Raw genomic sequence first — 15,042 nt, 5'->3', positions numbered from 1 at the left:
AATCTTCAGCCTTGTTCAATTCTGTCCTCTGGTCTGCTTTGCAGCCCTGATATGGCGCCCTCTATTCAACATAGGAAAGTGATTGAATACGCTTTGTCGATAACACATAAAATTATAAAAACAACTTCAGCTTTAACCTTCTTTGCCTCGCATGCTGCTGATAAAGATCCGGTCAGACCGACTGATTCATCAACTACCAGTGCATCCCGACTCTTCACTCATGATCATTTGAGTCATCACTCTGAGTCTGCATGTCCAAGGATTGGAAAGCGTTCTATTTTAGTACCTTCCCTTTCTACGGATTTTGCACACTTGGCTGTTTAAGGAGTAGACCCATGACTACGATTCAGTACCAAGAAAGTTTTTCCCACGGTTATACCCCCTCAGAAATTATGGACGATCGTTCATTTGACTTGATCCACTTTGCAGAAGCGTGTGGACAAAGCCCGGAATGGGTCATGCAGTTAATTGAACATGGAATTTTACCCAATCGTTCTACAACCCCGACCAGCACTTTCCTCGGTGAAGATATCTCGCGTGCACAACGCGCCTATCGCCTGCAACGCGATTTTGATGCCTCATTTAGCGCCGTTGCCATGATGCTGGACCTCATTGATGAAGTGCAGGAGTTACGCCGCGAGGTCAAACATTTGCACTTCAAGTAAATCCTTTTCATGTTCTGTCGATCTGCATTTTCCAGTGCAGATCAGAACATATTTATATTTAATTTTATGATTAGAGTATAAGAATCCCTATGAAAACCAAAGATTGCAATAAGAAACTCAAATACATGTTTCCCGAATACCGCGACTTGATTGTGCAACTTCGCGAGGAAAATCCCTATTTTGCCAAGTTATTCGAGGAACATAATGAGCTGGACAAAGAAATCAGCCAGCTTGAACTTGATCCAGTCAATCATATCAACAATGATATTGAGGCGATCAAGCGTAAAAAACTGAAATTAAAAGATGAAATTTACCGTCTGTTAAAAAGCTCTGAAGCGGACCCCTTGACCTGAGATCAACTGGACACCACATTCAGACCAATACTGACGCATAAAAAAAGCCCTAAGCCAGCCAAAGTAAACACTTTGACCAAGCTCAGGGCTTTTTTATTGTTATTCACACGAGTTTTCCCATGTGAATAGTTTAAGAATTAAACTTGTTCGATGTCTTTCATCGTCAATTTGATACGGCCACGGTTATCAACATCCGCAACCTGTACTTTCACTTCTTGACCTTCTTTCAATACATCTGCCACGTTCGCAATGCGTTCGTTTGAGATTTGAGAGATGTGAAGCAAGCCATCAGTACCTGGCAGGATATTTACGAACGCACCGAATTCAACGATACGAATCACTTTACCTGTATAAATTGTACCTGGCTCGATTTCAGCAGTAAGTGCCTGGATCTTAGCAACTGCAGCTTGCGCAGCCGCTTTAGTTTCACCAAATACGCGAACTGTACCGTTATCTTCGATATCAATCGCCGCTTTAGTTTCTTCAGTAATTGCACGAATGGTCGCGCCGCCTTTACCGATCACATCACGGATTTTATCCGGGTTGATGTTGATCACCTGGAAGGTCGGTGCGTGCATCGAAATTTCAGGACGCGCACGTGAAATCACCTGGTTCATCTCATTCAAGATGTGCATACGACCCGCATAAGCCTGGTTCAATGCAGATTCCATGATCTCTTCAGTGATGCCTTCGATCTTGATGTCCATTTGTAGCGCAGTAATACCGTTTGCAGAACCCGCTACTTTAAAGTCCATGTCGCCCAAGTGATCTTCATCACCCAAGATGTCAGAAAGAACTGCGAAACGCTCGCCTTCTTTCACTAGACCCATCGCAATACCTGCAACTGGTGCTTTGAGTGGAACACCAGCATCCATCAATGATAATGAAGCACCACACACAGACGCCATTGAAGACGAACCGTTAGATTCAGTGATGTCAGATACGATACGGATCACATACGGGAAGCGGTCAGCAGCAGGAAGAACTGCTTGAACACCACGACGTGCCAGACGACCGTGACCGATTTCACGACGCTTAGGACCAGATTCACGGCCAGTTTCACCTACAGAATATGCAGGGAAGTTGTAGTGCAACATGAAGTTGTCAGTTTTTGTACCTGCAAGGGTATCAACCATCAACGCATCACGTGTATTACCCAAAGTCGTTGTGACCAAGGCCTGAGTTTCACCACGTGTGAACAATGCAGAACCGTGAGCACGATCTAGAACGCCTACTTGTACGTCGATTGCACGAACAGTTTTGGTGTCACGACCATCAATACGTGGTTTACCAGAGAGGATGTTGTCACGTACGGTACGGTATTTAAGATCTTCGAATAATTCGTTAACTTCTTCTGCAATGCCAGTTTCGTCATTTTCAGGAACGAACTGTGCAACTGCTTCTGCATAAAGCGCGTCAAGTGCCGCATAACGGTCTTGCTTAACTGCAATCGTGTAAGCTTCAGAGATTTTCGCTTCGAATGCTTCTTTCAATTTACCAAGAAGTTCTTCATTTTTAACTGGAGCAACCCAAGTTGATTCAACCGCGCCTGCAGCTGCAGCAAATTCTTTGATCGCCTGGATCGCAATTTGCATTTCGTCATGACCGAACAATACAGCGCCCAGCATTTGGTCTTCTGAAAGTTCTTTCGCTTCAGATTCAACCATCAATACTGCAGTTTCAGTACCCGCAACAACAAGATCAAGATCAGACTCTTTAAGTTGTTCAAGGTTTGGGTTCAGGATGTATTCACCGTTGATTAAACCAACGCGCGCGCCACCAATCGGACCACGGAAAGGTGTACCAGCAATAGACAATGCAGCTGAAGTACCCAACATTGCAGCAATGTCAGCATCCATGGTTTTATCAGAAGAAATAACAGTAGCTGTTACTTGAATTTCGTTGAAGTAACCTTCCGGGAACAACGGACGAATTGGACGGTCAATCAGACGTGAAATCAAAGTTTCAGCTTCAGACTGACGGCCTTCACGCTTGCCATAACCACCCGGGATACGACCAGCAGCATATTGCTTTTCTTGATAGTTTACAGTCAATGGGAAGAAGTCTTGACCTGCTTTTGCTTTAGGTTGTGCCACAACAGCAACAAGTACTTGTACGCCGCCCATGGTGATCACAACAGTGTTTGCCTGACGGGCAACACGACCTGTTTCCAAGATAACGTTGTGCTGACCGAATTGGAATTCTTTACGAATAATATTAAACATTGACATGTTTTATTTTTTCCTAGTTCTTGTGAACAATTATTCTAGTGGAGACCCCTAAGGTTTGGCATTCATGACCATATGGGCGAGTAAATGACAAAGCTTAGAAGCCGACCTCACCAGATTAAATACTATTTTTAAACACAAAGAAGGAGCGAAACATTCGCCCCTTCCACTGGCTCAGCGCAAAGCTAAGCCGACTTTAGTTTTCAGTAATACAGCACAAAGCATGCAATACACCCGAAAATAAAGTTTAAATCGAATTAACGACGTAAACCTAAAGCACCGATCAATGCTACATAACGACCGTGGTCTTTACCGTTAAGGTAGTCAAGTAGTTTACGACGTTGGTTAACCATACGGATTAGACCGCGACGGCTATGGTGGTCGTGTTTGTGCTCTTTGAAGTGACCTTGTAAGTCATTGATTTGAGCAGTTAAAAGAGCTACTTGAACTTCTGGTGAACCAGTGTCGTTTTCAGCGCGAGCGAATTTAGCCATGATCTCTGCGCGATCTGCGTTAGTTAAAGCCATTCGATTTCTCCGAGATGCTTGTATATTTTGATAAAAATCAAAGTGATGAGAATTCAAAACCTTGACTGCCGTGCATCACTACAGCAAGTTGCATATTTTAAGGGAAAACGCATCAAATTGCAAAAATAGATCCAGATTTTTGCATGGTTTTGGTTGCTCAGTGATGCAGTTCAGATCCGATGACTCTTGTTCCTTGAAGATGCTAGTTTTGCATTATTTTAGTGAAATAAATCCAGGATGAATTAAATATAGAAATTCCTTTGAAAAGCCCGCAAACCCTTTAAGTCGCTTGAATCTTCAGCTACTCCCCATAGAAAATGGATAAAAAAAAGCCCGAGTAAACTCGGGCTTTTTGGCGCTGTAGTTCTTTCTCTTATCATTATTATTTATTGTATTATTATGGCGTTTTACGCTTATTATTATTTTCAAACATCCTGTTGAAAAATCATCTTCCTTGTGTGGTAGATTTTGCCATATTCCTACGAGACCACTAGAGGCATTTGCCTCATTTTGCTGTAAGCCATTTCGTACATCACAGGGTAAAAATTTGCATAATGTTACACAGCTCTCGTTTTATTTAACGCTATTTACTTAAGTTTACTGGCTAGAACTGAAAATCTTTGCTAAGAAATTAGAATAAAAATCCAGCAAGCTTCCTATAAAAAAAATCAGGATATAAAAAAGCCTTGTAGTCTCTCCCAAAACTACAAGGCTTAGCGGCTGTAAGTTTCCTCTTTCACTTACTTCACTGTAAGTTCGCTGTCTACCGACATTATTATTATCATTATACGATTATGCTCAACTTTCCGTGTTGAGTTATTTTGTAGAACCAATCTTCTCAAAAACCGAGCAAAAGCTCTATGCGTCAATTTCCTGAATCCTTGTAAGCTTTTACCTACAAGATTTGATTATTTTTGCCAATTAAATTACTAGATTTTTCAATGATTTTTTGGCTCAAACCACTTTTCCGGGTGGTTCTGACACAAAGTGCTTGTGTAAAAGCATCATAATCTACCAATAAACTGACCACTTTTTTGGCTCGAGTAATTGCAGTATAAATCAACTCTTTGCTCAATAAATTTTTTGCATATTGATCCAGCACCACTGCGGTATGGGAAAATTCTGAACCTTGAGATTTGTGAATGGTCAGTGCAAAAGCAGTTTCAATACTTTTAGGTAAACGGGTGGCTAACACCCATTTTTCCAAACTCGGAAAATACACTTCAAACTGGTGCTGACCAGATTGCTCACGTAAAAAACAGATGCCAATATCACCATTGGACAGCCCCAACTGATAGTCGTTATAACTCATCATGACGGGGCGTCCGACATACCAGTCGCCCTGTTTCAACTGCCCTTGGGCTGCTAAAAAGCGTTGCTCAATCTGCAGGTTGATCTTGATCAGACCCAAATCACCAGAACGGATTGCTGTTAAAATACGGTAATCATCAAAAGTTTTGACCACCTGTTGTACATACTGCTCAAAATCAGCTGAGTTTCGTTCTGTTTTTATGGCCTGTACATAAGCCTGATAACCATACATCAGCTGGTCATAATACAGATTCAAACTATGCGAGGTCTGTTCAGTGTCCGAGAGCAAATATTGTAGCTGTAACTGGTCGATTTCGACCTGATTCAAGTCAATCGTTTGTAACTCACTGGCTGCCACGATTTGCTGCTCAAATTTCTGCAAGACATGAGAAGGCTCATGATTCTGCTGGATAAACTCCGCCATTGCGCCAATCTTGGCTCCAGTCGCAAAACGTCGTGTGGTGATTAAATTGACCCGATTATCGTCCAGAGTCGCTACTTGCTGTAAATCTGCCAGTACCGTTCCGACATCCACAGAGGCCAGCTGGTCTGCATCACCGAGTAAAATCAGCCGTGCATGAGACGGTACGGCGGCCAGCAACATCTGTGACAGATTCAAATCCAGCATTGAGGCTTCATCGACCACGATCACATCATAGGGCAAAGGCTGTTTGGCATGAAAGCGTGGCTGTCCGCGAGTGCCCAGACCCAATAAGCGATGCAGGGTCACCGGTTGTAACTGTTTTAATGCTTCTAGCTCAAACTGTTGTAGAGCTTCACTATGCAAGGCTTTTTGCAGTGCCTCTTTCATCCGCTGTGCGGCCTTTCCGGTAGGCGCTGCCATGGCGATCCGGATATTTGGCATGGCCTCATGCAGGACCGCAATCATATGCGCCAATGTATAGGTTTTACCGGTACCCGGACCGCCGGTAATAATGCTTAAAGCTTGCTGAGCCACCATGTGCAGGGCTTTTTGCTGCTGTGGATCTGACAATAGGCTGCGATCGCGTTCGGATAAATGAATAGCGGCAACCGGTTGGGTTTTAATCCGAGCAATATGTACAGCTACCGCCTGCTCTAGCTGCCAGTAGCGGTACAAATACAAATGCTGATCTGCACAAATAAATGGTGCAATTCCTATACTTTGCTGACGGCGATCTAGAACCAGATTATGTAATAGGGCAACCTGCTGAGGATCAACTTCGATACAGCTATCCCCCGCCTGCATCGCCTCAAGCAGTTGCTGGATCAATAATTTTGCTGCCGGATCAAATACAGCTGTACTGAATGGAGGCTGACAAAGATAGTCAATCCAAGCCATTAAATTGGAGTCTTGCTGCGACACGTGATTCTGCTCATTTTCCACACAGTTATCCTCAAAGTTATCCACAGGATAATTTTCTGTTTAATCTCTATATATTTTATAAAACTGCAAAATCATGCTGATTTTTTCTGCTCAAAATAGCCCAATATTCGATCCAGTTTTTCTATAAATTCGATATCGGGTTGCCAATGATAAGCTCCTTGCTGCGCCTGTCCATTCACCCCGCGCAAATACAGATAGGTCGCGCCGCCCAGATGCTGTGTGATCGAATAACCCTCCATATTGGCACTCAGATAACGATGCAGCGCCACCAGATACAAAGCGGCCTGCAACCAGTAACTGGACTGGCTCATATTCTGCTGAATCGCCTCAGCACTATAGTGCTGCTGATCAGGTCCGAGGAAGTTACTTTTATAATCGGCAATATGGTAGCGCTGGCCATCGAAATACACCAGATCGATGGAACCGGTCAGATAACGTGCCGACTTAGCTTCATTAAAATCGCTCATGACAATGTCATGTTCGAGAAAAAGCTGATGGATTTGCCGAATCTGCAAAGGGGCATCGATCAAGGAAAGATAAAAAGGAAATTCTGACAGATACTGTTTAGCCTCCAGCTGTGCCAAGGCAAAATCTGCCTGAATCGGAGTGGCCAGAATGTCATGTACCCAGTCATGCACCAGGTTCAGCAAAATATCTTCTGTGATCTCGTCCAGCAAGCCATCAAATGCAGTCTGGAAAATATTGTCCACATTCAGTGATTCAGTACTTGCAGGGCGTGTGAGCTGGGCCACTTCCTGTTCAAAAAACTGGATAAAGGAGTCATCCTCCAGCCCATCGAAATACACTCGAAACTGACCTAAAAATTCCAGCAGAGCTGAACGCTCGAGCTGTTGTGCCGAGTGAAACAGCTGCTGCCATTGCTGGCGATAAACTTCACTTTGGTCATGCAGGCGAATTCCGGTCAATAACTTATAGTTCAGGCTGGACAATACGCGCTGCATACTATGACGCAATTCCTCGGCTTTGAAATCTGCCTGAGCTGTGGCCTGAAACAAGGTTCGCAGATTCACCACAGCGGCCTGATAATGCAGGGAAAAAGCCTGTTCCAGTACACTACGTATATGAAAAGCCTGTTCAAATTTTTCTTTCAGTTCCTGCCAGATTTGCGGTACGGTATTTTTAAAACGGCGCCGGATTTCCAGATTCCAGTAACTGCTGTCCTGAAAATCAATATGTTCAAAAATGCTGTGCAAGAATGTTCCGGCTACGGTGCCTTTAGGAAAATTCAGCCTAATCCAGTCTAGGGGCACAGCTGCTGGCTGTTCTTCCAGACCGGTAAAATGAATTTCATCGGCAGCACTGTCGGGCTGTTCTGAAGCCGTAACCAGATCGTCCTGCAAGATATGTCCATGTACTTGATGCTGTGACAAAGCCGTAAAACTGGTTTTGGTTCGCGGATAAAACTGCCGCTCTGGCAAAGGTTGCGCCCGCATGTCAATCTGATGATGGTTCGACTGCTCGACCAGACGCGGTGGTTCCTGAGACAGGGACGGCTCGACCAGACTTAAAGCATGTTGAAACCGTTGATCTCCCTGACCACGCCAGAAGGCCAGCCCGGAATCGGACTGTGCGTTCTGATCTTGCAGCATGGCATATACCCGGTGACTGGCACGGGTCAGCGCCACATACCAGAGCCGGTGGTTTTCGGCAGCATTACGCGCTGCATTCTGCAGAATCGCCTGCTCATGTAAATTCTTGTGATTGACTGCAATCACCCGGGATTGTTCCAGAATATTGTCCTCTTCAGGCGCAGATAGGGAAAAATTCAGGTTGCCTTTATTCACATCAAAAGCAGCATCGGCTCCCAATAAAAACACCACTTTAAATTCCAGCCCTTTGGAGGCATGAATGGTCATCAGCTGCACCCCATGATCCCCAGACAGCTTGCGTTCTTTTTCGCTGTCCTTGCCTGAAGGTGACTGAAGCTGGCGCAAATACCAGTGATAGAGTTTTTGCGCCCCCTGATAATATTCACTCTGCTGGCTCAGCATCTCGGTCAGATGGCGCAAATTGACCACCACCCGCTCATTGTCCAGACTTTGACTGGTCACCAGATTGGTCCAGACCTGAAACAGGTTCAGTGCATAATTCCAGGCGGTCAAAAAGCCTTTCTCAAACCACATTTCCCGAATGATATCCAGATCCGCAATATAGCGACTGAGGCCTTCACTCTGGCCTTGCAAATCAATCAGTTTTTTCAGATTGAAGCCCAGCAGACGAGTTAGTAAAGCCCGCTTGACCTTGGCCTCATTGAAAGGATCCATGATCGCCGTCAATACTGCTGCCACATCCTGAGCGATTGGACTGGTAAACACGCTCTGTTTGGACTCTTTATAGCAGGGAATGCCCATACGCTGCAGACGCTGCTTCACCTGTTCCAGGGCAAAATGTCCAAACCCCAGTACGGCAATATCATCTGCACTCAGGCTTTGCTGATGCTCTTGCTGCTGAAAGTACAGTTGTTGATGGGCAGACTGATTCAGCAATGCACGGATTTTCCAAGCCACCTGATCTGCTTCTACATCCGATTCACCCAGCTGAATCCAGCGTAATGGCTGCGGGTTACATCCCCCACTATCGATGAGATCCGGATGCGGACGACTGCCCGCCTGAATCAGGGTATACTGCACCTGTTCGCCAAAATCCATTTGCCGCTGGAACAGCGCATCAACCACTTCTACGAGTGGTTTGACTGAACGATGGTTCTGCATCAGGGTATATTCACGACCCTGCTTGTGACGTACGTCAGCGTGTGCCTTGTTATACGTCAGCATGTCGCCGCCACGGAAACCGTAAATTGCCTGTTTCGGATCACCGACCATAATCATGCAGCCGGACTGCACCCGGTTGGCATCACGCCAGATCTTGGCCAGCAAATCATCCTGATCCTGATTGGTGTCCTGAAATTCATCGACCAGAATCAGCGGATAACGTGCCTGTACAAACTGGGCAAAACGCTGTCCCTGCTGGCCTTGCAATGCTTCCGCCAATGTACGAATTTGCTGGGAAAAAGTGGTTTCACCCTGCTGCTGCAAGGTTTGTGGCAAACGGGTCTGCACACTTTGAATAATATGAAATTCCAGATAGGTCGTAAGCTGTTGCAGCTGCTCATCCAGATACTGTTTGACCTCACACAGCGCATCAATTGCCACGATCAGACTATGTTGCAAAATCAGCTGATGCTCTGCATCCGGACAGCTTTTGTTAAAGACCTGAGTGGTCGGCTGGAAATCGGTTTTCTTGCGGCGCAAATGGCACAGATTCAGTAAAATCGGCTGCAATTCAGCATCAAAGAAACTCATGCCACCCTGATTTTTCAGGGCTGCGCTCCAGGTCATAAAGTTTTCACAAATTTCGGTTAACTTGGTCAAAAAACTCTTGTGAAAATACTTCGGACTTTCCTGACAATAACGCCGCATCACGGCAAGATCATGCTCCTGAATATTTAATAATTGGCTAATACAGGCTTCCAATTTGTTCAGGTCACATTCAGCCGGTTCGATCTTGCGAAAATGCTGCTTACTGAAATTCAGGGCATCACGCACCAGCCCGGTATAATGCTCCACCGGTTTCAGCAGATTCTGGACATACAGATGATTGACCATATATTGCGGCTGTTGCTGAATCCAGTCACGCAGCACATCATGAATCAGCTGCTGGATATACAGATCCTGATCTTCGGTCAGTTCTGCACGTTCAATCTTGCCACTTTCAAATGCAAATTCACGTAACAGTTTCTGGCTAAAGCTGTCCAGGGTGCCAACAAACAGTTCATCCAGCTGGTTCAGCACCAGACGTAAACGGCGACGGGCATAATCCAGCCGTGAACCATAATCTTTCAGTACCTGCTGAAATAAAGGATCGGTTTCATTCTGGATTTTTGCTGTGATTTCAACTGAATTGAGCTGCTGATGACGCTGGATATAAGCCAGCGTTTCCTCGACGCGAAGCCGTACCCGGTTTTTCAGTTCAGCCGTGGCCTTACGGGTAAATGTCGTCGCAATCACCTGATGCGGATAATACTGGTCCAGAAAAATCCGCACCATCAGACTGGATAGCGTATAGGTCTTGCCGGTGCCTGCCGAGGCTTCAATCCAGTGTAGGCCCCGAAACTTCATGTCTTGAATCGGATTGGTGGAAATGGCTTTTTGCATCTGCTGCTTTAAGAAAGTCATACGGCTATTTCACCCACTCCAGATGTTGATGAATCGGCGCATACAGGCCATGAGCAAAATCATGGCAGCAATTTTGCAAGGCCAGATCCGGATCCTGATCTTGCAAAATAAATTGCCAATCCTGATGCAGCAGACTGGATTCATCCGAAGCCAAAGGTTTGGCACTCTCATAGCTGTTGTTCCAGGCCTTTAGCAATTCGGGCATTTCCACAATAGTCATTTTGCCATGTTCATTCTCGGCCCACTGCCATTCTTTTTTCATCAGTAATTCTGCCGGCAAGACCAGCGGCTGCTGTTGACCAATTTTCCATGCCTTTAACCAGAGCTGCAAATACTCATGTGCCTTGCTCGAACTCAAGCCAGAAAACTTCAGGGTTTTATTACTGAAAATGACAATGCGCTCCAGTTCTGGAGAGCGTGCATCATCATTTAAGTAAGCCAGCCACAGCAGATACTCCAGCCAGATCTGGGCACGGCGTTTTTCCGAGGCCGAAGAGGATTGCATACTCAGCCAGTAGCTGCTGTTTGGAACCTGAGGCACGTTAATATGAATGATCAGTTCAGGACTGAACTGCCAGGATTGCTGGGTAACTGGCGTCAGTTCTTTACCCAACTGCAGCAAACGTTCTTGCAATAACTGCTGTTCCTGCTGGCTGCCCAGCCAGGTGGCTTGCTGGGTTTTGCCCACTGGCAAACGGTCTAGCATCAGGTTCGGCTCAATCTCCTGCTCTTGTTGCAACAGGAAATCCCGTACCTGATACTGTTCCAGCTTGTTCAGTAATAGGGGTTCCCGGGAACTCGGCAAATCGGCATAGCGAATCGTGGAAACCCCGACACTTTTCAGGAATAGACGTGCCGGGAAAATCATATCGCGGATCCATTCATCGCCTTTGAGTACCCGGATTTCTTTTTGTTCCAATGCCGGATAATGTGCATTGATCCAGCTGCTGCGCTTGCCTTCGGCACTACGAATATACTCTGCTACCGCAAACCACTGATCCTGATAGCGCGGTGTCTGCATATCTGCGAATCCGGCCGGATCAAAAGGCTGCAAGGGATGCACATGATAAAGCTGCCGAATATGTTGAGCGACTGACAGACCATGAATATCCACCATCGGATCGATTTCGGCATCCGGCTGTTCAGACTGGCAGATCAGCGCGATATGCTGAACCAGTTCCTGCAAGGCAGTGGATGGATCGCGAGCCTCACCATCCTCCAGATCAAAGCCATTATAGAACAGCCATAGATTTTCCTGTGCCAGCAGCAAGGCATCCAGAAAAGCGCCCTGCTCGTCATCCAGACGGGAACGGTCACCGAGTTGCGGCTTCAGGCTGCGCATCAGGTCAAACGGAACCTGTTGATTACGGCTCGGAAATTTACCGCTATCCAGATTCAGCATCACCACCAGTTTATAAGGCAATGGCCGGATCTGGCCAATCTGGCTAAAGGTAATCTGCCCGGTCGGTTCGGCCTGATCCAGCTGCATCTCCAAGGTATTCTGAATTTCTTCCAGCACATAAGGCAGAGGCAAACTCAGTGCCACCAGTTCCTGACTGGCATGTGGATCATCCTGATCATGATAATCGGCCAGGGTCAGCATCCGCATTTGCTTGTCGATAATTTCGGCAACGGTTTTGAGCGATTCTACTCCAGCGTCACGAAATTCATTCAGATCGGCGCGCAGATATTCCAGCCAGGTTTTGACTGGCGTGCGTTGTCCAGTTTCATGTAAAGTCAGCCAGTCACGGCGCTGTACCAGATCTTGATAAATCCGGATCAGGGTGGATATCAAGGGAAAATCACTGGTCAGAACCTTGGCATAACTCAAGGTGTCCTGAAACAGGGTATGTTCAGGAATCGCCAGACCCAACGCCAGACGGTCCAGGGCGAATTTAAAGCTAAACCGGTAATCCTCATCGCCTGCGCTGAGGCTTTGCTGTAAATGCTGCTGATCCAGTCCACGCTTGAAGCCAGCATCTGTCAGCAACTGCAACATCCGTTCTACCTGACTATAGTCCAGACCATAATACTGCTGGGTGGCATTCAGGCTGAGCCAGTCGGCAAAGTCCTCAATACTGAAACGGCGACGTACCCACTGAATCCGGCCCAGTACCGCGCGCCAGGCATTACTGACATCCAAACGCGATACTCCGGCAATCTGGATCGGTAAATACAGGTTATCTTTCTGCAGGCGTTTGCTACCAGTCTCGCGCTCACGCGGTGGCGGGGCAAAGACACTGCGAATTGCCGGTTCGAGTTCTTTCAGACTTGGCGTCAGCACCAGAATATCACTAGGCTGACGCGGCACGTCATTCGTATCTTGAGCCAGCCAGTGAATCAGCTGTTCTTTAAGGACTTCCAGCTGACGTAATGAAGAATGACAGACATGAATCTGTACCGAATCATCGTCAGGGCTTAAAGCATATTGATGCTGTTCAGGCTCGAGCAAATACAGGATATCTGACTGGATTTTGGCCAGCAGCCTGTCCTGATATTCATCGACAAAGACATCGGCCCAGAGACCCTCTTCCCCCGAAGACAGTTTAGAGAGTAGAGAAAAATGATCCCGTGCCTGCTTGCCGAATCGGGTCAGAAGCGGATGCCGCGATTCCCGGTCTTCGGCATTAAAGTTCAGCTGCTTGATCCTGAAGTCTTTTATTTCCGCATCATTCGGTTTACGTTGACGGGTTTTTTCAAAACGCTGAATAAAGCGCTCTTCCCGCTGCAAATCAAACCTGGCTTTCCAGTCCGGATCGACACTGTCGGCCCAGTATTCCTGCGAGGGGTTGAAGTGAAAAATATAGATATCAATGTATTGCCCCAGACGGCGTAAAAAATCCAGCTGGCTGGGTGGCAGTTCTAGCAGGCTAAATACCACAATCTGGGCCGGTAGTCGTTTTAGAGCCTGGGCGCGGGTTTCTGCATTCTCCAGCCGCTCCCAATACAGGCGTTCAATCTCCAGGATTTTGGCATAGTCATCCTGAAATACATGCTGCCACAACCAGCGTTGCCAGGCTTCCAGTTCACGCGCCTGAATCTTGACAAAATCCGCCACCTGCATCTCATGGCCATTTTCATCTTTGGGGCTATAGATCATTTGCTCGATATCGAGCGCAATATCCTGCCCCCAGGACTCTAACCAGTTACTCGGACAACTACAGTTGTTTGGAGGACAGTTACGCGCGCAATAACCACGATAATCCATATAATGGCTAAACAAACGCGACACCTGCTCGGCTACCCAGTACAGCATGCTCTGTTTTTTCAGCTGCTTCTCTGTACCCTGCTCCAGCCGGTCAGCACTGTCATAAATCCGCTTCACAATAGAATACAGCGGATGATCGACGTCTAAAGGAATCTGTTCAGGCAGAATACATTTACGCAATGCCTGAAACACGCGCCATTTGATGATAATGCGCGGAATATTGGCTTCACGGACCTGCTCCACTTCTTTAGGCGCATTCAATACCCATTGATAGGAAGTCCATTGAAAGGCGCGAATCCGGTGATGAAACTGGGTATTGGCGCTAATACCTTTTTTCTCGGCAATTTTCTGGGTCAGCCAAGTTTCTACTGCCGGAGATGGCACAATAAAATGCCGGGTTTGTAACACCTCAAATGGATTCCGGGCAGTCTGGTTGACAATACGCAGCATACTATCCAAAAGCACATCAATACGTTGACTCTGAATAACATGGATGGCCATTGGTTCCCCTGAACTGCTGAATGTGGTTCTTACTACAAAACGATAAAGATTATTTACTATACATCCCGAGCGCTCTATGACACTTTAAAACCACACTTCAGTCGAAAAATTTCTTTGAAAAAAGCATCTTAAAGATGCTTGAATAGAAAAAACAACATAGAGCTTAGGTAGTGCCCATGAAATTAGATAAAATTCCTGAACGTCTCGATCCGAGCCTAGATTTAGAACAAATCCGCGCCGAGTGCCTGGAACTCACCAAAAAACGCGCCTATTATTCTGCCGGTGCTGCGGTTATTCCAGTGCCGTTTATGGACGTGGTCATTGATATCGGTATCTTGTCGCAATTGATTCCCGAGATCAATGCCCGCTTCGGCCTGGCGCCTGACCAGATCAGTGTCTATGATCCAAAAACCCGTCAGGTGCACTGGAATGAGTTGCGTAAACGCGGCGTAGAATTTTCTGGTCTGGTGGTCGCACGTACGGCAGTTAAAAAATCTTTGAACAATGTTGCAGCGAAAGTGATCACAAAGCAAGTCACAAAATTCATTCCGCTGGGCGGCCAACTGGTGGCGGCAAGTCTGGGCTATTTTGTCATGAAAAAGATTGCTGAAGCACATGTAGAGGAATGCTACCGTGCAGCTAAAAATATCCAGCAAAAACAGGTGGCGCAAGGTTAAAATCCGGGTG

At 46.4% G+C, this 15,042-nt stretch carries 8 protein-coding genes; 3 read left to right on the top strand and 5 right to left on the bottom strand.

Annotation, left to right across the window (positions count from 1 at the left end):
- Positions 1–335 precede the first annotated feature (335 nt).
- Together ACTL4S_RS07460 and ACTL4S_RS07455 are read left to right on the top strand one after the other, a co-directional pair.
- Positions 336–665 carry a chaperone modulator CbpM gene (locus ACTL4S_RS07460; RefSeq protein ID WP_004278573.1) on the top strand — a complete coding sequence of 110 codons (330 nt, stop codon included), beginning with the start codon at positions 336–338 and terminating at the stop codon, positions 663–665.
- Between the two features lie 89 nt (positions 666–754).
- The gene (locus ACTL4S_RS07455) at positions 755–1,018 is read left to right on the top strand and encodes an HP1242/YdcH family protein (protein ID WP_253160490.1); all 264 of its coding nucleotides are present in this window, start codon (positions 755–757) and stop codon (positions 1,016–1,018) included.
- Positions 1,019–1,155: 137 nt separating this feature from the next.
- Here the strand turns inward: ACTL4S_RS07455 and pnp are convergent, their stop codons facing one another.
- The 5 genes from pnp to ACTL4S_RS07430 form a co-directional block, all read right to left on the bottom strand.
- Positions 1,156–3,243, bottom strand: coding sequence for a polyribonucleotide nucleotidyltransferase (gene pnp, locus ACTL4S_RS07450; RefSeq protein ID WP_171054287.1), 2,088 nt, complete (start codon positions 3,241–3,243; stop codon positions 1,156–1,158).
- A gap of 260 nt (positions 3,244–3,503) precedes the next feature.
- Entirely contained in the window at positions 3,504–3,773 is a 270-nt protein-coding gene (gene rpsO, locus ACTL4S_RS07445; protein WP_004278577.1) for a 30S ribosomal protein S15, read from the bottom strand.
- 895 nt (positions 3,774–4,668) lie between these two features.
- Positions 4,669–6,450 carry an exodeoxyribonuclease V subunit alpha gene (gene recD, locus ACTL4S_RS07440; protein WP_441299057.1) on the bottom strand — a complete coding sequence of 594 codons (1,782 nt, stop codon included), beginning with the start codon at positions 6,448–6,450 and terminating at the stop codon, positions 4,669–4,671.
- Positions 6,451–6,521: 71 nt separating this feature from the next.
- Entirely contained in the window at positions 6,522–10,646 is a 4,125-nt protein-coding gene (locus ACTL4S_RS07435; RefSeq protein ID WP_441299051.1) for a UvrD-helicase domain-containing protein, read from the bottom strand.
- Positions 10,647–10,650: 4 nt separating this feature from the next.
- Positions 10,651–14,355 (bottom strand): exodeoxyribonuclease V subunit gamma, encoded by a 3,705-nt coding sequence (locus ACTL4S_RS07430; protein ID WP_441299050.1) that lies wholly within the window; start codon positions 14,353–14,355, stop codon positions 10,651–10,653.
- A gap of 176 nt (positions 14,356–14,531) precedes the next feature.
- Here ACTL4S_RS07430 and ACTL4S_RS07425 point away from each other — a divergent pair, with 176 nt between their 5' ends.
- A complete protein-coding gene (locus ACTL4S_RS07425) occupies positions 14,532–15,032 on the top strand; it encodes a hypothetical protein (protein ID WP_004278581.1) in 501 nt (166 codons plus the stop codon).
- Positions 15,033–15,042 lie beyond the last annotated feature (10 nt).

Origin of the sequence: Acinetobacter lwoffii, assembly GCF_052078135.1 — a bacterium.
GTDB classification, from domain to species: Bacteria; Pseudomonadota; Gammaproteobacteria; order Pseudomonadales; family Moraxellaceae; genus Acinetobacter; species Acinetobacter lwoffii_Z.
Note: the sequence above shows the minus strand (reverse complement) of the source record. Positions and strands in the feature narration are given on the sequence as shown.

Bases quoted from the DNA above. Each gene is read 5' to 3' on its own strand.
- ACTL4S_RS07460 (WP_004278573.1), top strand. From the start codon at position 336: ATGACTACGATTCAGTACCAAGAAAGTTTTTCCCACGGTTATACCCCC.
- ACTL4S_RS07455 (WP_253160490.1), top strand. From the start codon at position 755: ATGAAAACCAAAGATTGCAATAAGAAACTCAAATACATGTTTCCCGAA.
- ACTL4S_RS07425 (WP_004278581.1), top strand. From the start codon at position 14,532: ATGAAATTAGATAAAATTCCTGAACGTCTCGATCCGAGCCTAGATTTA.
- rpsO (WP_004278577.1), bottom strand. From the start codon at position 3,773: ATGGCTTTAACTAACGCAGATCGCGCAGAGATCATGGCTAAATTCGCT.
- pnp (WP_171054287.1), bottom strand. From the start codon at position 3,243: ATGTTTAATATTATTCGTAAAGAATTCCAATTCGGTCAGCACAACGTT.
- ACTL4S_RS07430 (WP_441299050.1), bottom strand. From the start codon at position 14,355: ATGGCCATCCATGTTATTCAGAGTCAACGTATTGATGTGCTTTTGGAT.
- ACTL4S_RS07435 (WP_441299051.1), bottom strand. From the start codon at position 10,646: ATGACTTTCTTAAAGCAGCAGATGCAAAAAGCCATTTCCACCAATCCG.